The sequence below is a fragment of the Pseudomonas sp. DR 5-09 genome, from assembly GCF_001655595.1.
GTDB lineage: Bacteria > Pseudomonadota > Gammaproteobacteria > Pseudomonadales > Pseudomonadaceae > Aquipseudomonas > Aquipseudomonas pharyngis.
On record NZ_CP011566.1, the window covers coordinates 3875806 to 3891367 of the forward strand.

Genomic DNA, 15562 nt, shown 5'->3' on the forward strand with positions numbered 1-15562 from the left:
TTCAGCGTTTTACGCCCAGATCGATCTGCGTCATGCGGCTGCGTACGGTGAACACGCCGTCACCGGAGAGGATCGCGCTGCGGGCAAACAGGCGGCCGCTTTCCCAGTTCGAAAGCCCCAGTTCCGGCTTGTTCAGCGCGTACTGGCCATCGACCCAACGGGTGATCCCGTTGCCCACGAACGGCGCGTTGACCGCGCTGTAGAAACGTTCCTGAACCGCCGCGTCTTCGCTGATCAGCGACACGGTGAATTGCGGGCTGTAGCGGTTGAACAGTGCGATGGCCTGATCCAGATCGTCGACGATCATCAGGCTGGTTTCCGGGGTTTCTTCCCATTCCCATTCGCGGCCCAGTTGCGCTTCCGGCAGCGGCTCGGCCAGGGCTTCGGTCTGGTAACCCTCGGCGCGATAGACCTCGACCGTCGCGTTCTGCCAGTCGCTCGGCAGGTAGCTTTCGCTGCCTTCGACGATATGCAATTTGCAGCCCTGACCACGCGCGGTGCCGGCCTGCTGCAAGGCGTCGAGGAACAGCGGCACCAGTTCGGCAGCACGGTCGCGCTGGATCAGGCAGACGTTCAACGTGTTGCAGACTTTGCGATCCAGCGAGTTGCGCACCACAGCGGCAAAGCGCTTGGCGTCAGCATCGCGATCAGCAATCAGCCACGCGCCACCAGTGCCGTGCAGGCTGACGGCGGTGCCGGCCTGCTGGGCGATGCTGCCCAACTGGCTGACCGCACGCCCCGAACCACGAGCCACCGCCAGCGACAGACGCCGGTCGGCGAACATCGCCCAACCGGCGGCGTGGTTGACGCTCTCCACCAGCGACACCGCGCCCGCCGGCAGACCGGCATCGGCCAGCGCCGGGTTCAGGGCGTGAGTGACGATCGCTTGCGCGGTGCCCAACGCATCGCTGCCAATGCGCAGCACGGCAGTGTTGCCGGTGCGCAACACGCCTGCGGCGTCGGCGAAGACGTTTGGCCGACCTTCGAACACGAACGCGACGATGCCCAGCGGCGACACTACCTGCTCGACCTTCCAGCCGTCATGTTCGACGCTGCTGATCACCTTGCCACGGGTGGCCGGCGCATCACGCCAGGCCCGCAGACCGGCGATCATGTCGCGGCGCATGCGCTCGTCGGCGAGCAAGCGGGTGGTGGAGCGACCGCGCGCCTTGGCCCGTTCGATGTCGGCGAGGTTGGCGGTTTCGATCAGTGCCCAGGCGTCCGGGTTTTCCAGGCGTTGGGCAAACAGATCGAAGAAGCGGCTGATGGCCTCGTCCGGCACCGCGGACAACGCGGTAAACGCCGCCGCTGCACGCTCGATCGCCACCGAGGCTGCCTGTTGATCAACCACCGGAATCAGCAACAGCTCGCCGCTCACCTGCTCCACCAACAGGTGGTCGCCGGGTCGGAAACGCTCGGCCAGTTCGGGGCTGACCACGGTGACGCGGTTACCGGCGAAAGGGATAGGCGTGCCAGCGACGAGACGTTCGAGCGCGAGAGACATGGAGCGGATTCACCATATTGAGGGCGGCCGGAAAATGTATAGGTTGGCCTCCCTCAAAGCAACACGGCCTCAGAACACCGACCAGCCAATCCGCGAGCTGAGCATTTCCAGCGCCGCCATCCCCGCCAGCGAATTGCCCGCCGTGTTCAACTCAGGCGACCACACGCACACCGTGAACTGCCCCGGCACCACCGCGACGATGCCGCCGCCGACGCCGCTCTTGCCCGGCAGACCAACGCGGTAGGCGAAGTTGCCCGCCTCGTCGTACAGGCCGCTGGTGGCCATGATCGAGTTGACTTGCTGGGTCTGGCGGCGAGTAAGAATCTGCTCGCCGCTGTGTTTGCAGAAGCCGTCGTTGGCCAGGAAACAAAAGGCCCGGGCCAGGTCGATGCAGCTCATGCGCAACGCGCAGTGGCTGAAGTAGCTGCGCAGCACCGCTTCAACGTCGTTGTGGAAATTGCCGAAGGATTGCATCAGGTACGCCATCGCCGCGTTGCGCGCGCGGTGCTGGTATTCGGAGTCAGCGACCTTGCCGTCAACCATCACCTGCGGGTTGCCCGACAGCCGCCGCACGAAGTCGCGCATCGACAACGCCGGTGCGGCAAAGCGCGACTGGTTGATGTCGCAGATCACCAGCGCCCCGGCATTGATGAACGGATTGCGCGGACGGCCGCGTTCGAATTCCAGCTGCACCAGCGAGTTGAACGGCTGGCCGGAAGGCTCGTGGCCCAGACGCTCCCAGATCGCCTCGCCGGAATGTTCGATGGCCTGCACCAGGCTGAATACCTTGGAAATACTCTGCACCGAGAACGGCGTCTCGGCGTCGCCGGCGCAATACATCTCGCCGTCGTTGCCATACACGGCGATGCCCATTTGATTGGCCGGCACGGTGCCGAGGGCGGGAATGTAGTCAGCCACCTTGCCCTGCCCGATCAGGGGCCGGACAGCGTCAAGGATCTCGTTCAACAGCGCTTGCATGCCGGGTTCCGAAGTCTCGCCCCATGGGATTGCGGGGACACCGTGGCTAGACGCTGCGCCCGGCAATCGAATCACAACGGCGCTGTGTATCGCAGTGTGTACGGCCCGACGCCCGACACATCCCGCGCACAAATCCGGCCCTTTGCGACACATCCGCGATACAGCCTGACGCTCAAATACGCCTGTCGATCGGCAACCCCGATCAAGCCTTTGAACTCACCTATCGCATCGGAGATACATCATGACCAAGCGCTCGAAAACCTCCCTGACCCTCGGCCTCCTGCTTGCCGGTGGCCTGGCCCTGTCCAACGCGGCTTCGGCTTCCGAAGCGTTCAGCGTCAAGCAACTGGATCACGGCTACAGCCAGGCCCAGGCCAAGGCCGACACCGCGGAAAAAACCTCGGAAGGCAAATGCGGCGAAGGCAAGTGCGGCGCCGGCGAATAAGCCTTTTCACGGGGTACGCCAGTGCCCCGTTTTTCCCTTGAATGAATGGAGCCTTCCCATGACCACAGCTCTCTCGTCGGCCGTCAAAGGCCTGCACTGGAACCTCGACCGCGCCGGCCAGTGGCTCGCGCCGCTGACCTTGCGCCTGTTCATCGCCTGGGAGTTTTTCGAATCGGGGCTGGAGAAATTCAACGGCCAGAACTGGTTCGAAGACATTCAGGAGCGGTTCCCGTTTCCCTTCGACCACTTGCCGGCCACGCTGAACTGGGAACTGTCGATGTGGGCCGAACTGATCTGCGCACTGGCGATCCTGATCGGATTCGGCACGCGGATTTCGGCGATTTCGCTGATTGTCGTGACCGTCGTCGCCACCGCTGCCGTGCACTGGCCGGCGGACTGGTCATCGTTGAGTGAGCTGGCCCAGGGTTACGCGATCACCAACAAGGGCTTCGGCAACTTCAAGCTGCCGGCGATTTATTTGGCTGCGCTGCTGCCGCTGGTGTTTACCGGGGCCGGCAAGTTGAGCGTGGATGCGTGGCTGGCGCGGTTTTTCTGGAAACACGCCAGCCACTGAGGATCAATGCGCCCGGTCCAGCCCGGCCAGCAACGCACTGTCCCGGCTGTAGATGTCCGGTGCGTAGAGCACACGCCCCTGGCCGTCGACCTGTGCCGTCCAGTAAGTCATGAGGATCGGCACCGGATTGCTCAGGCGGAATTCATGGGTGGTGCCGGTGGCGAGCAAGGTGTCGGTGCGCGCCTTCTCCGCCGGGCTGAGCAGCAAATCGCGCAGCTTCATCGGATGCTCGACCCGCACGCAGCCGGAGCTGAACGCCCGTGGCCCCTTGTCGAACAGCGCCTTGCTCGGCGTGTCGTGCAGGTACACCGAAAACGGGTTGGGGAACCGAATGACCATTTGCCCCAGCGGGTTGCGTGGCCCGGCGTCCTGACGCAGGAGGATGTTGCCGGGGTTGTCCCAGTCGATGTCGGCGGCGGCCAGCGGCTGGCCGTTGGCGTCGAGCACTTGCAGGTTCTGGCGGCTGAGGAAGGTCTGATCCTTGCGGATCTCCGGCAGCTTGTCTTCCTTCCAGATCGTCGGCGGCACGGTCCAGGTCGGGTTCAGGGTCAAGCGTGTGACCCGGGATTTGAGCAGCGGGGTCTGGCGTTCGGCGCGCCCGACCTGGGTGCGGGTCTGCCACACCGGCAGGCCGCCCTGATAAAGCGTCAGCTCGGCCGCGGCGACGTTGACCAACAGACCATCCGGCTCCATGTCCTGGGCCATCCAGCGGAAACGTTCTAGGTTGACCCGCAACTGTTCACGGCGAGTCAGCGGACTGATGTTGAGTTCGGCAATCGTTCCCGGCCCGACAACCCCGTCGGCCTGCAACGAATGGTTGGCCTGAAAACGCTTCACCGCCTCCACCAATACGCCGTGATAAGCGTTGTCCGGCGTGCCGACCACACTGCTCAGATAACCTTCGCTGTAGAGCCGGCGGGCCAGTTCCGGCACGCGTTTGTCTTCCATGTCCGGACGCAGCAACGGCCCATTGCCCACCGACGTCCACTGAGGCAGGGCTTGCAGGCGCTGCGCGGCATACAGATGACGCAGGTTCTGGTACTGCGCCAACTGCGGCCGGGCCAGATCGAAGGCAGCCGGAACGTTGTGCACGCCCGGCACGGCGATCGCCAGCAATTCAGCCTGACGGTCGCGAGGCGTTTCGTCGGAATGCCACAGCGGTTCGAAGTGCGATTGCAACAGGCGGCCGTAATGCAGATCCTGCAGGGCTTGCAGGTAATAGCGGCTGATCTCGATATCGGCGCACAGTTCTCCATCCTGCGGAGCAGTGAGCGCTACCGGATAGCGTTTCGGGTTCAGGCCATCGTCGGCCAACAGCTGCAATTGCGCATGCAAGGCCGGCAATTGCCCGCCATCGGCCCACACCGGCAGCCAGTCCTGCTGCTGGTAGAACGCGCGCAACTGATCCAGCGCCGGGCCGTTGAGACTGGTGCCGATCGTCGGGCACGCCTGGGGCAGGCTGATCAGCGCAGCCTGCAGCGGGCTCTGCGGTTCGATGGGCATTTCCGTCGGCACGGGCGGCAGCGTCGGAAGTTCCGGCAACGGTTCCTCGGCGCAAGCGACAAACGGCGCAGCGAGCAAACAAATGCTCAAGTAGCATGCGTACTTTTTGAACAACTGCTTTACTCCAATCCATGGCCGTCTTGATTGACGGTCAACCTTACCTCAGGTGCGGTGAACAGTCAGGCCCGATTCGCGGGTCTGCCGGGGTCGACTGGACGTCAGGAGCCTAAGTGCCAAACAAGTAGCAAGTGGAGACTCACTTTAAATGTTGACGTTTTTGCGCCGACTTCTGCTGACTGCCACCGCCCTTGGCGTGCTGACCAGCCCAGCCTTTGCCGCCGGCACCTCTTCGCCGGTTCTCTACACCAGCCTCGCGCACGCCGCGCCGGAACTCAATCCCCAGGCGCTGAAAGGTGCCTTGAGCGCCATGCAATGTGCGATCAACAACGGCGCGAAGCAGTCTCGTCATCTGGCGATCATCGACTATTCGCAGCCGTCCACCGAGCGCCGGTTGTGGATCTTCGACCTGACCCGGAAAAAACTGGTGCTGCGCGATCTGGTCGCCCACGGCTCGAACTCCGGGGAAAATTTCGCCACCCGGTTCTCCAACCGTGAAGGCAGTTTCCAGTCCAGCCTCGGCCTGTTCCGGACCCAGGAAAGTTACCAGGGCACCCACGGTTACTCGCTGCGCATGGACGGTCTGGAACCGGGCATCAACGACATGGCCCGCGACCGCGCCATCGTGATCCATGCCGCCGACTACGTGAACCCGTTCTGGAGCAAACGTACCGGCCGCCTGGGCCGCAGCCAGGGTTGCCCGGCGGTGCGACCGCAGGTTGCCAAACGGGTGATCGACAGCCTGAAGAACGGCCAATTCATGTTCTCCTGGTATCCGGATCAGCAGTGGCTGAAATCCTCGCCGTACCTCAACTGCCAGCCACAACAGATCGCGAGCATTCTCAGCACCCACGCCAGCTGAATACTCTGTGGGAGTGCGCTGGCTCCCACAGGTTCGGTTTATTACAGATTTGTCATCGAGTTGTCGGTTTGCCGAGCGGATCGCCCGGTAGCTTGAAGTTGTCCCGGCCAGAACGCCGATCAACTTCAACGATTCGAGTGACTCATCATGAAAACCCTGATCCTCGCTTTCACCGCCCTCCTCGCCACCGGTTCCGTGTTCGCCGCACCTGCACCGGACGCTGCCGTCATTCATGACAAAACCGGCTTCTTCGTGCACCTGGATGTCGACAAAGTCCTCTCCAGCACCGATATTTCCCAGGCCTGCGGCGTGATCCCCGCGCAGCTCGACTACCTCGACCACCAGGGCCGTGAACATGTGCTGGACTATCAAGTGCAAGGCAGCGGCTGCACCAACGATCATTGAGGCGCAGTAGCCATGAATATCCTTGTTGTCGAAGACGAACCGAAGGCCGGCAATTACTTGCTCAACGGCCTGCAGGAACTGGGCTACAGCGTGAGCCTGGCCCGGGACGGCGCCGACGGTCTGCACCTGGCGCTGGAATTCGACTTCGACGTGATCGTGCTGGACGTGATGATGCCGAAAATGGATGGCTGGGAAGTCCTGCGCCGGCTGCGCAAGGAAACCGACACGCCGGTGCTGTTCCTGACTGCCCGCGACGACATCGCCGACCGGGTCAAAGGCCTGGAACTGGGCGCCGACGATTACCTGATCAAGCCGTTTTCCTTCGCCGAACTGGTGGCGCGCCTGCGCACCCTGACCCGACGCGGGCCGATCCATGAAGAGGAGCAATTGCAGGTGGCCGATCTGCAGATCGACGTGCTCAAGCGTCGGGTCAGCCGCGCCGGCAACCGGATCACCCTGACCAACAAGGAATTCGCCCTGCTGCAACTGTTCGCCACCCACACAGGGCAAGTGCTGTCGCGCTCGCTGATCGCCTCGCGAGTGTGGGACATGAATTTCGACAGCGACACAAACGTGGTCGATGTCGCCGTGCGCCGCCTGCGGGCGAAAATCGACGATCCGTTCCCGCTCAAGCTGATCCACAGCGTGCGCGGCATCGGCTACCGCTTCGATACCCAGCCATGAAAATCGCCGGCACGTATTCCCTGACCTTGCGCCTGGCGCTGGTCTTCGCCGTGCTTGCCTTCGCCGCGCTGGCAGGCCTGGGCGCGGCGCTGTACAACCAACTGGAAGCAGCTCTGATTCGCCGCGACGACATCCAGTTGGTCAGTCGCGTCGATCAGTTGCGCACCTTCCTCAACGACAGCAACACCCTGGAACTGATCAAGAACAAGCCGGCGCTGTTTCAGAACATGCTCGGCAACCGCGAAGCCTTGCTGACCATCGGCGCACCCGGCCAGCCGCCGTTGCTGGTGGTCAACCCCGGCAACCTCGCCACCCCGAACTTGCCCGCCGTACCGATCGATCATCCGATGGCCCTGAGCGATGTACAGCACTTGCCGAGCGTCGACGGTGTGCCGTTTTCGGCGGTGGCGGCGACCATCGACTCGGGCGATCTGGGCAACCTGCAGGTGCTCACCGGACGCCTGATGACCGAGCGCACGGCAATGCTCGCCAATTACCGGCTCAGCGTGTACGGCCTCGCTTCATTGGCCGCGATTGTGCTGGCGCTGGTCGGCTGCCTGCTGGTGTATCGCGGTTTGCTGCCATTGCGGCGGATTGCCCGGCATGCCCACGGGATCGGCATCGCCAACCTCGGCGAACGCCTCGACCGCCACGGCACGCCCCGGGAATTGCAGCCGATGATCGAAGCTTTCAATGCGATGCTTGACCGGCTCGACCGAGGGGTTGCGCAACTCAGTCAGGTCTCCACCGACATGGCCCACGAACTGCGCACGCCGATCAACAACCTGCTCGGTGAAACTCAGGTTGCCCTGCAACAGAATCGCAGCGTCGACGCCTATCAACAGTTGCTCGCCTCCAACGTCGAAGAACTCGAACGGCTGGCGCGGATGCTCGACAACATGCTGTTTCTCGCCCGCACCGACCCGGCGAGCGCGCTGAGCCAGCGGCAGGAGCTGGACGCCAGCGATGAGATGCAGCGCATTGCCGATTACTTCGAAGGGCTGGCGGCGGACGTCGGTGTCACCATCGAGGCCAGTGGCAGCGGCGTGATCTGGGCCGAGCCGATGCTGCTGCGCCGGGCCCTGGCCAATCTGTGCGCCAATGCGATCAAGTACGGCGCGGCGGATTCGACGTTGCAGGTCGAGGCCGTGGCTGAAGCGGACGGCAGTTATCTGCGGGTACGCAATCAGGGCGCGACCATTCCTGCCGAACACCTGTCGCGGCTGTTCGAACGCTTCTACCGCGTCGATCCGTCCCGCGAGCGTTCGGCCCAATCCAACGGGCTGGGCCTGTCGATTGTCGCGACCATCATGCAATTGCATCAGGGCCGCTACAGCGTCAGCAGTGTTGACGGCATCACCTGCTTTGAACTGTTCTTTCCGGCCCGACAACCCCGCGACTGATTTCGCCAAAGTGTCCCTGTGGGAGCGAACTGCTTGCGAATGCGTTGGGTCAGGCACTGATGAAACTGGCTGACCGGGCGTTAACGCGAGCAGGCTCGCTCCTACTAGGGAAATGGCGGCGCCATTGTGTGCGGGAAGTCCGCGCCTAACGCGCATCCCCGCCAGCAGGTTTGTAGAACAGGAATTTCCTGGTCTCGGCGGTCTTTCTGTATTCCTTGGCCCAGCTCGGATGAACGTTACGGTCGTGGAAATACAGCGCGCCGTGGGTGCGGTCGGTGAGCTGGCGGTTCAGTGCCTTGCCGGCGATTTCCTTGGCCAGCGCGTATTCGGCGTCCTCCTTGACCTGATCCGGACGCCCGTCGCACCACCAGGAAAACTGGCAACTCTTGGTTTCCGAGCCCTGCTTGACCACCGCGCAGACCGTGCCCGGAAAGCCGTCATGCCCGAGACGGTTCATCACCACACTGGCCACGCCTTCCATGTCGGCGGTGTCCTTGCCCTTGGCTTCCCAATAGATACTGCGTGCCAGACAGGTGATCGGATCGTCCAGCGGCGCAGCGCCGGCGGGGTCAACCGCCTGTGCTTCGGTCGGGGTGATGGCTTCGGATTTGGGTGCTGGGGGCGCGTCGGGTTTGTCGGCCGCTTTCTCTTCCAGTACTTCGGCTTTCGCTTCAGCCTTTTCCTTGATCGGCGCCTGATCGGTGGCCAGTGCCGTACCGCTCAGCAGGGTCAACGCAAGACAGCAAAGCAACCCGTTCAATCCCATGATCATTCTTCCGGCAGGGCCCGCTGCGGGCAAAGTGTTACGTGGTTGAGACGCCCGGATCCCGGGCTCTTCGCGAAGTGTAGACGGCAATTTTCACAGCATCGTTCCGCAGAAAAATCCGTGCCATGAAGAAAAAGACATTGCACCAACCGGGGCCCTTTCGCGCATGATGTGCGCACTCAGCCCAAGGGAGATTTCCATGCGCTTCATGCCATCCGTTCTGCGACTCGCCGCGTTGTCCGTGGGCCTGGCGCTGGCCACTTCGGCCATGGCCACCGACGAGTCGCAATTGATCGAATCGATCAACAGCTACCGCAGCCAGCCGCAGCGTTGTGGCAGCCAGGCGTCCAGCGAATTGCCGCCGCTGTCGGCCGATCCGCGCCTGATTCTGCCGGCCACCGGCGTGGTGGATTTGCAGCAGGCGATGTCCAGCGCTCGCTACCCGATGGTCAACGTGCAGGCGATCACCCTGAACGGACCACGGGACGCGGCGTCGGCGATGAAGGCGATTCAGGAGAGCTTCTGTCAGGTGGTGCTGGATCCGCAGTTCGTCGATATCGGTGTCAGTCGCGCCGACCGTGACTGGCGCATCACTCTGGCCCGACCGCTGCTGTCGGCCCGCCTCGGCGACGGTCAGGCGGAAGGCCAGAAACTCCTCGAACAACTCAATGCCGCCCGCGCCCAACCGCGCCAGTGCGGCAGTCAGGCATTCGCGGCGACCACGCCGCTGGCATGGAACGCCGTGCTTGGCGGCGTTGCCCAGGAACACAGCCGCGAGATGGCCAACAACAATTATTTCGACCACAAGGACCGCAACGGCGGCACTCCCGGCGACCGCGCCGAACTGGCCGGCTACAGCGGCCAGCAGGTCGGCGAGAACATCGCCGCCGGCCAGGACACGGTGCAGAAGGTCGTCGCCGGCTGGCTCGCCAGCCCCGGTCATTGCGCCAACCTGATGAACCCTCAATATCGTGAGCTTGGCGCTGCCTACGCAGTCGATCCGAAGAGCAGTGCCGGCATTTACTGGACCGCGATGTTTGGTGGCGAATGATGACTTGAATCCACCGCTGCCCTTGTGGGAGCGAGCCTGCTCGCGATAAGGCCATCACATCTTCATAGACTGAAAGATCGCTATCGCCAGCAGGCTGGCTCCCACAGGGGGTGTGCAGGGATGCAAAATGCAGGCAATAAAAAACCGGAGCCAGGCTCCGGTTTTTTTATGCTCAGTGGGTTCTCATTCCCGCTGCATACATCGCCAGCTTCAGCAGGCTCGCCACCACCGCCAGCGAAACCACGCTGCCGGACCAGATCAACAGCAACCAGCCCAGGCGTTTGTACCAGCGGCTTTTCACTTCACGCATCTCAATGGTAGCCATCGCCAATCCTCACTTTGCCGCGGAACACGTAGTAGCTCCAGAAGGTGTACATCAGGATCACCGGCAGGATGAACAGCGCGCCGATCAAGGCGAACAACTGACTGGTGGCCGGTGAAGCCGCCGCCCACAGGCTGACCGACGGCGGGATGATGTTCGGCCAGATGCTCAGTGCCAGGCCGATGTAGCCGAGAAACATCAGCACCAGGGTGAACACGAACGGCCAGTGGGTGTGGCGCTGACGCAGCGAACGCAACAGCCCGAACAACGCCAGAACCGCCAACACCACCAGCCCGGCGAACACGGTCAGGTGCGCATGGTTGAACCAGCGACTGGCCAGTTCCGGATGCAGTTGCAACGTCCACACGCCGATCACCACCACCATCGCCAGCAACAGCCACGCCAGCGGACGGCTGTAGTGGCGCATCCGCGATTCGAGCATGCCTTCGGTCTTGACCAGCAACCAGGTGCTGCCGAGCAAGGCGTAGGCGATCACCAGACCGACGCCGCATACCAGCGGGAACGGCGCCAGCCAGTCGAGACCGCCACCGGCAAACTGCCGATCCACCACCGGAATCCCCGCCACATACGCGCCGATCACCACGCCCTGGGAGAACGTCGCCAGCAGCGAACCGCCAATGAACGCCCAGTCCCACAGATGGCGTTTTTCAGCCGGCGCCTTGAAGCGAAACTCGAACGCCACACCGCGGAAAATCAACCCCGCGAGCATGAAGATCAACGGCAGATACAGCGCCTCGAGAATCACCCCGTAAGCCAGCGGAAATGCGCCGTACAACGCCGCGCCGCCGAGCACCAGCCAGGTTTCGTTGCCGTCCCACACCGGTGCGACGGTGTTCATCATCACGTCGCGTTCCTGCTCGTCGCTGATCATCGGGAACAGGATCCCGAGGCCCAGATCGAAGCCGTCCATGATCACGTACATCATCACCCCGAAGGCAATGATCACGCCCCAGATCAACGAGAGATCGATACCTTGAATACCCATGACTCAATGCTCCTTTTTCAGTGGACCCGGGTCGCGGATTCGAGGTTGTCGGTGACCGCCGAAAGTGGCCGGCGCGGGGTCTGCACCTGAGTGCCTTCGGGCGGATGTTCGTGGTGCGGCTGCGGGCCCTTGCTCACCAGTTTCATCATGTAGCCGATGCCCACGGTGAACACCGAGCAGTAGATGACGACGAACAGCGCCAACGAGGTGCTCATCTGCGCCACCGAGTGATGGGACGCGGCGTCATGAGTGCGCATCAGGCCGTACACCACCCACGGCTGGCGCCCGACTTCAGTGGTGATCCAACCGGCCAGCAGCGCAATCAGTCCGCTCGGCCCCATCAGCAGCACCAGCCGCTGGAAGCCGCGATGACGGTAGACCTTGCCGTTGCGACGCAGCGCCAGGCCCAGCACACCGACCAGAATCATCAACATCCCCAGCCCGGCCATCACGCGGAAGCTCCAGAAAATCACGGTCGAGTTCGGCCGGTCTTCTTTCGGGAAGCTCTTGAGCGCCGGGATCTGCTTGTCGAGGCTGTGGGTGAGGATCAGGCTGCCGAGGTACGGAATCTCGATGGCGTATTTGGTCTTCTCCGCCTGCATGTCGGGGATGCCGAACAGCACCAGCGGGGTCGGCCCGTTGTCGGCGTTTTCCCAGTGGCCTTCGATGGCGGCAATTTTCGCCGGTTGGTGTTCCAGGGTGTTCAAGCCATGGGCGTCACCGACCACCGCTTGAATCGGCGCCACGATCAGCGCCATCCACAGCGCCATGGAAAACATCTTGCGCACCGGTTTGCTGTCGTTGCCGCGCAGCAAATGCCAGGCCGCCGAAGCACCGACGAAGAACGCCGTGGCAACGAACGCGGCAATCGCCATGTGCGCCAGACGAAACGGAAACGACGGGTTGAACACGATCGCCAGCCAGTCGACCGGCATTACCCGGCCGTCGACAATTTCGAAGCCTTGCGGGGTCTGCATCCAGCTGTTGGAGGCGAGAATCCAGAAGGTCGAGATCAGCGTGCCGATGGCGACCATCACCGTGGCGAAGAAGTGCAAGCCACGGCCGACACGGTTCCAGCCGAACAGCATCACCCCGAGGAACCCGGCCTCGAGGAAGAACGCGGTCAGCACTTCATAGGTCAGCAACGGCCCGGTGACGCTGCCGGCGAAGTCGGAAAATCCGCTCCAGTTGGTGCCGAACTGGTACGCCATGACCAGCCCCGACACCACGCCCATGCCGAAGTTGACGGCGAAGATCTTTGACCAGAAGTGGTAAAGATCGCGGTAAGTGTCGTTACGGGTTTTCAGCCACAGGCCTTCGAGCACCGCCAGGAAACTCGCGAGACCAATGGTGATCGCCGGGAAAATGATGTGGAACGAAACCGTGAACGCGAATTGAATTCGCGCCAGGTCCAGTGCCTCCAGGTTGAACATGATGATGTCCTCATCAAGGCTGAAAAGCGGCAGCACACGGCCGGGCCACCGCCAGGCGCGAACGCCTGCAGCCAGTCAAAATGCAAAAGGGTTGGATCGCGTGGTTCGGTCAGGCCACCGACGACGGGATCAGGTTGCTCGCCTCGGCCGCTTCGAGGCGGATCGCCACGAATTTGGAGGTCGGCGTGTAGGTGCGGTCGCCGTAGCTTTCCAGCGGCACCAACGGGTTGGTTTCCGGGTAGTACGCGGCAGCCTGCCCGGCCGGAATGTCGTAGGCGATCAGGGTGAAACCGCTGACCCGACGCTCGCGCTCGTCGCCCCACAGCGCCACCAGATCGACCTGTTGCCCCGGTTCAAAACCGAGCCGGCGGATGTCCTGTTCGTTGGCGAACACCACGTCGCGCATCCCGTATACACCGCGATAACGGTCGTCGAGGCCGTACAGCGTGGTGTTGTACTGATCGTGGGAACGCATGGTTTGCAGGATCAGATGCGGTTTGACCGGCAGGTTGCGCACGCCTTCGCTGATCAGATGTTCCGGCAGCACACACGGGGTGAACTGGGCCTTGCCGGATTCGGTGTTCCAGACCCGGTCGGAGGCGTTGTTGCCGAGGTGGAAACCACCGGGGATCAGCAGCTTCTCGTTGAAGTTCTCGAAGCCCGGAATCACGTCGGCGATCAGGTTGCGGATGCGCCCGTAGTCGCCCACCGCCCATTCCCAGTCGATCGGGTGTTTGCCCAAAGTAGCGGCGGCGATCCCGGCAATGATCGCCGGCTCGGATTTCAGGTGCGCCGACTTCGGCTTCAGTTGGCCGAACGACAAGTGCACCATGCTGAAGGTGTCTTCCACCGTCACGCCTTGCGGACCTTCGGCCTGGACATCGATGTCGGTTCGGCCCAGGCACGGCAGGATCAACGCATCACGCCCGGTCACCAGATGGCTGCGGTTGAGCTTGGTCGAGATGTGCACGGTGAGGTCGAGTTTGCGCATTGCGGCGTGGGTGCGCGGGGTGTCCGGCGTGGCTTGAGCGAAGTTGCCGCCCAGACCGATAAACACCTTGGCTTCGCCGCGCTCCATGGCGCCAATCGCCATCACCGTGTTGTGGCCGTGCATGCGCGGCACCTTGAAGTTGAAGCGCTTTTCCAGGGCGTCCATCAGCTCGGTCGGGGCCAGTTCGTTGATGCCCATGGTGCGGTCGCCCTGCACATTACTGTGGCCGCGCACCGGCGACAGCCCGGCGCCCGGACGGCCAACGTTGCCGCGCAACAGTTGCAGGTTGATGACTTCCTGCAGGGTCGGCACCGAGTGCACGTGCTGGGTCAGGCCCATGGCCCAGCACATGATCACGCTCTTGGCCCGGGCGTACATGCGCGCGGCCAGTTCGATGTCATGCAGCGGCACGCCGGACTGCTCGACGATGTGCTCCCAGCTCGTGGCATCGACTTCGGCAAGATAGCTGTCGAGACCCGACGTGTGCTCGGCAATGAAGGCGTGATCGAACACCGGTTCGCCGCCAGTGGCCTGGGCTTCGCGCTCCCACTCCAGCAGGAATTTGGCCATGCCGCGAATCATCGCCATGTCGCCGCCCAGTGCCGGGCGGAAGTACGCGGTGTTGGTCGCTTCCCAGCCGTTGCTGAGCATCTCGATCGGGTTCTGCGGATTCTGGAAGCGCTCCAGTCCACGCTCCTTGAGCGGGTTGATGCACACCACCTGCGCGCCGCGTTTCACCGCTTCACGCAGTGGTTCGAGCATGCGCGGGTGGTTGGTGCCGGGGTTCTGGCCGATCACGAAAATCGCGTCGGCGTGGTGCAGGTCTTCATAGACCACCGTGCCTTTGCCGACGCCCAGGCTCTCGCCCATGCTCACAGCGCTGGCTTCGTGGCACATGTTCGAGCAGTCGGGGAAATTGTTGGTGCCGTAGGCGCGGACGAACAACTGATAGAGAAACGCCGCTTCGTTGCTGGCACGACCCGAGGTGTAGAACTCGGCCTCGTGGGGCGATTTCAGGCCTTTGAGGTGCTTGGCGATCAGCGCAAAGGCGTCGTCCCAGGTGGTTTCGACATAGCGGTCGACCCGCGCGTCGTAGCGCATCGGATGGGTGATCCGGCCCTGATACTCAAGCCAGTAATCACTTTGCTCGGCCAGGCTCGAGACTGTGTACTTGTTGAAGAACGCCGGATCGACCAGGCGGCCGGTGGCTTCCCAGTTCACCGCTTTGGCGCCGTTCTCGCAGAACTTCAGCATGCTCGCGCCGGGTGCCTCACCCCAGGCACAACCGGGGCAGTCGAAGCCGCCGTTCTGGTTGGTCTTGAGCATGGCGCGGATGTTCTTCAGGGCGTTTTCACTGCCCAGCCAGTTCTTGGTGAGACTGATGACAGCGCCCCAACCCGCAGCGGCGCCCTTGTAGGGTTTGTAACGGTCGACTTGTGACATGGGACTTCTCCATGACGATGCACACAGGCAAAAACCTGATCGGGTTTAAACAGCGACGACTGACTTTCAAGTTAA

Annotated in this window: 15 protein-coding genes; 7 read left to right on the forward strand and 8 right to left on the reverse strand. The window is 62.8% G+C overall.

All coding sequences use genetic code 11. The features are described from left to right. Position 1 precedes the first annotated feature (1 nt). A complete protein-coding gene (locus PDR5_RS17300) occupies positions 2-1504 on the reverse strand; it encodes an aldehyde dehydrogenase family protein (protein ID WP_064597474.1) in 1503 nt (500 codons plus the stop codon). 69 nt (positions 1505-1573) lie between these two features. Beyond that, positions 1574-2482, reverse strand: a complete 909-nt coding sequence (gene glsB / locus PDR5_RS17305; protein ID WP_064597476.1) for a glutaminase B — start codon at positions 2480-2482, stop codon at positions 1574-1576. A 241-nt stretch (positions 2483-2723) separates the two neighbouring features. Here glsB and PDR5_RS17310 point away from each other — a divergent pair, with 241 nt between their 5' ends. Next, positions 2724-2927, forward strand: coding sequence for an HvfA family oxazolone/thioamide-modified RiPP metallophore (locus PDR5_RS17310; protein ID WP_064597478.1), 204 nt, complete (start codon positions 2724-2726; stop codon positions 2925-2927). A 58-nt stretch (positions 2928-2985) separates the two neighbouring features. Then, a complete protein-coding gene (locus PDR5_RS17315) occupies positions 2986-3501 on the forward strand; it encodes an HvfX family Cu-binding RiPP maturation protein (RefSeq protein ID WP_064597480.1) in 516 nt (171 codons plus the stop codon). Between the two features lie 3 nt (positions 3502-3504). Here PDR5_RS17315 and PDR5_RS17320 read toward each other — a convergent pair whose 3' ends face one another. Then, positions 3505-5118 (reverse strand): L,D-transpeptidase family protein, encoded by a 1614-nt coding sequence (locus PDR5_RS17320; protein ID WP_064597483.1) that lies wholly within the window; start codon positions 5116-5118, stop codon positions 3505-3507. Positions 5119-5269: 151 nt separating this feature from the next. On the opposite strand from PDR5_RS17320, the gene PDR5_RS17325 reads away from it, so the two are divergent. The 4 genes from PDR5_RS17325 to PDR5_RS17340 all read left to right on the forward strand — a co-directional run bounded on the left by PDR5_RS17325 (position 5270) and on the right by PDR5_RS17340 (position 8475). Next, positions 5270-5983, forward strand: coding sequence for a murein L,D-transpeptidase catalytic domain family protein (locus PDR5_RS17325; RefSeq protein ID WP_064597485.1), 714 nt, complete (start codon positions 5270-5272; stop codon positions 5981-5983). A gap of 147 nt (positions 5984-6130) precedes the next feature. Continuing rightward, positions 6131-6388, forward strand: coding sequence for a DUF2790 domain-containing protein (locus PDR5_RS17330; RefSeq protein WP_064597487.1), 258 nt, complete (start codon positions 6131-6133; stop codon positions 6386-6388). 12 nt (positions 6389-6400) lie between these two features. Then, positions 6401-7072 (forward strand): heavy metal response regulator transcription factor, encoded by a 672-nt coding sequence (locus tag PDR5_RS17335; RefSeq protein ID WP_039767117.1) that lies wholly within the window; start codon positions 6401-6403, stop codon positions 7070-7072. Continuing rightward, on the forward strand, positions 7069-8475 hold the full coding sequence (locus tag PDR5_RS17340; protein ID WP_064597489.1) for a heavy metal sensor histidine kinase: 1407 nt from the start codon (positions 7069-7071) through the stop codon (positions 8473-8475). The genes PDR5_RS17335 and PDR5_RS17340 overlap by 4 nt, the downstream gene beginning before the upstream one ends. Positions 8476-8620: 145 nt before the next feature. Here the strand turns inward: PDR5_RS17340 and PDR5_RS17345 are convergent, their stop codons facing one another. Further along, the gene (locus tag PDR5_RS17345; protein ID WP_064597490.1) at positions 8621-9241 is read right to left on the reverse strand and encodes a cell wall hydrolase; all 621 of its coding nucleotides are present in this window, start codon (positions 9239-9241) and stop codon (positions 8621-8623) included. 199 nt (positions 9242-9440) lie between these two features. Here PDR5_RS17345 and PDR5_RS17350 point away from each other — a divergent pair, with 199 nt between their 5' ends. After that, positions 9441-10292: a CAP domain-containing protein gene (locus tag PDR5_RS17350; protein WP_064597492.1), complete on the forward strand. Its 852-nt coding sequence runs from the start codon at positions 9441-9443 to the stop codon at positions 10290-10292. 172 nt (positions 10293-10464) lie between these two features. On the opposite strand, the gene PDR5_RS29385 is transcribed toward PDR5_RS17350, so the two are convergent. The 4 genes from PDR5_RS29385 to PDR5_RS17365 form a co-directional block, all read right to left on the reverse strand. Further along, entirely contained in the window at positions 10465-10617 is a 153-nt protein-coding gene (locus PDR5_RS29385; protein WP_074688757.1) for a DUF2474 domain-containing protein, read from the reverse strand. Further along, complete coding sequence (gene cydB, locus PDR5_RS17355) at positions 10604-11620, reverse strand: cytochrome d ubiquinol oxidase subunit II (protein ID WP_064597494.1); 1017 nt, start codon at positions 11618-11620, stop codon at positions 10604-10606. Before cydB ends, PDR5_RS29385 begins: the two co-directional genes overlap by 14 nt. Before the next feature lie 17 nt (positions 11621-11637). Further along, positions 11638-13053, reverse strand: coding sequence for a cytochrome ubiquinol oxidase subunit I (locus PDR5_RS17360; protein WP_064600879.1), 1416 nt, complete (start codon positions 13051-13053; stop codon positions 11638-11640). 109 nt (positions 13054-13162) lie between these two features. Continuing rightward, the gene (locus tag PDR5_RS17365) at positions 13163-15487 is read right to left on the reverse strand and encodes an FdhF/YdeP family oxidoreductase (RefSeq protein WP_064597496.1); all 2325 of its coding nucleotides are present in this window, start codon (positions 15485-15487) and stop codon (positions 13163-13165) included. Between the last annotated feature and the right edge of the window lie 75 nt (positions 15488-15562).

What these genes read in the sequence shown, in the direction of transcription:
- PDR5_RS17300 (WP_064597474.1), bottom strand. Translation starts at nt 1,504, where the DNA reads ATGTCTCTCGCGCTCGAACGTCTCGTCGCTGGCACGCCTATCCCTTTC.
- glsB (WP_064597476.1), bottom strand. Translation starts at nt 2,482, where the DNA reads ATGCAAGCGCTGTTGAACGAGATCCTTGACGCTGTCCGGCCCCTGATC.
- PDR5_RS17310 (WP_064597478.1), top strand. Translation starts at nt 2,724, where the DNA reads ATGACCAAGCGCTCGAAAACCTCCCTGACCCTCGGCCTCCTGCTTGCC.
- PDR5_RS17315 (WP_064597480.1), top strand. Translation starts at nt 2,986, where the DNA reads ATGACCACAGCTCTCTCGTCGGCCGTCAAAGGCCTGCACTGGAACCTC.
- PDR5_RS17325 (WP_064597485.1), top strand. Translation starts at nt 5,270, where the DNA reads ATGTTGACGTTTTTGCGCCGACTTCTGCTGACTGCCACCGCCCTTGGC.
- PDR5_RS17330 (WP_064597487.1), top strand. Translation starts at nt 6,131, where the DNA reads ATGAAAACCCTGATCCTCGCTTTCACCGCCCTCCTCGCCACCGGTTCC.
- PDR5_RS17335 (WP_039767117.1), top strand. Translation starts at nt 6,401, where the DNA reads ATGAATATCCTTGTTGTCGAAGACGAACCGAAGGCCGGCAATTACTTG.
- PDR5_RS17340 (WP_064597489.1), top strand. Translation starts at nt 7,069, where the DNA reads ATGAAAATCGCCGGCACGTATTCCCTGACCTTGCGCCTGGCGCTGGTC.
- PDR5_RS17345 (WP_064597490.1), bottom strand. Translation starts at nt 9,241, where the DNA reads ATGGGATTGAACGGGTTGCTTTGCTGTCTTGCGTTGACCCTGCTGAGC.
- PDR5_RS17350 (WP_064597492.1), top strand. Translation starts at nt 9,441, where the DNA reads ATGCGCTTCATGCCATCCGTTCTGCGACTCGCCGCGTTGTCCGTGGGC.
- PDR5_RS29385 (WP_074688757.1), bottom strand. Translation starts at nt 10,617, where the DNA reads ATGGCTACCATTGAGATGCGTGAAGTGAAAAGCCGCTGGTACAAACGC.
- cydB (WP_064597494.1), bottom strand. Translation starts at nt 11,620, where the DNA reads ATGGGTATTCAAGGTATCGATCTCTCGTTGATCTGGGGCGTGATCATT.
- PDR5_RS17360 (WP_064600879.1), bottom strand. Translation starts at nt 13,053, where the DNA reads ATGTTCAACCTGGAGGCACTGGACCTGGCGCGAATTCAATTCGCGTTC.
- PDR5_RS17365 (WP_064597496.1), bottom strand. Translation starts at nt 15,487, where the DNA reads ATGTCACAAGTCGACCGTTACAAACCCTACAAGGGCGCCGCTGCGGGT.